1 pseudogene is annotated in these 803 nt (G+C 50.3%); it reads left to right on the top strand.

Annotated features, from left to right (window positions below):
• Positions 1 to 803 (top strand): annotated as a pseudogene (gene trmA / locus BG74_RS13605) (tRNA (uridine(54)-C5)-methyltransferase TrmA); the annotation flags it as partial.

Genomic DNA, 803 nt, shown 5'->3' with positions numbered 1-803 from the left:
GGCCGAGTTCCACATCTGGCATGATGATGACGATCTTTATCACATCATGTTTGATCAGCAGATCAAAGCACGGATCTGCATCGATCATTTCATGGCCAGCAGTACTCTCATCAATACGCTAATGACAGAGATGATGACGGCCCATAATACGCCCTGAACCCGTGCTGTGCGCCAAATTGTTTCAAACAGACTATCTCACGACGCTAAGCGGTGATGCAGTCTTAACGCTCATTTATCGCCGACCTCTAGGCGATGCCTAGCGCGATTGCGCTGCGCGCCTGTGCGATGCATTGCGCGCCCACGGGTACTAAATCCAGCTCATCGGCCGCGCTAAAAACCAAAATCTGCCTGGATCGCGATTATGTCGTCGATGAACGTATGCCCGTCGGCCGGCCAGACGCTTATCTACCGACAGATAGAGAACAGTTTTACCCAGCCTAATGCTGGTATCACAATATTCACATGCTGGAATGAGCGCTGGCAGCCCCACCGAGGGAACTCAGGGTGATTTGCTGGGGCTTTACTGCGGCAATAGCAATTTCCCCTAGCGCTGGCGCGTCATTTTGACAAAGTGCTGGCCACTTAAATCGCCAAACCATCGGTGAAGGCAGCACAGTAAAATATTGCCGCCAATTATATCGATAACTTGCGAATAATCCGTATGTCGGCAGAAAAATTTACCCAGGTGATACGAGGAGAACGCGAATTTACCCGTTTGAAGGAGATTGATTTGCGCAGATACCGCTGCGAAACGATTTTTATCGACCCGCCGCGTAGCGGACTGGACAATAAGACAATAAGAC

Origin of the sequence: Sodalis-like endosymbiont of Proechinophthirus fluctus (assembly GCF_001602625.1) — a bacterium.
In the GTDB taxonomy this organism is placed as follows: domain Bacteria; phylum Pseudomonadota; class Gammaproteobacteria; order Enterobacterales; family Enterobacteriaceae.
Note: the sequence above shows the minus strand (reverse complement) of the source record. Positions and strands in the feature narration are given on the sequence as shown.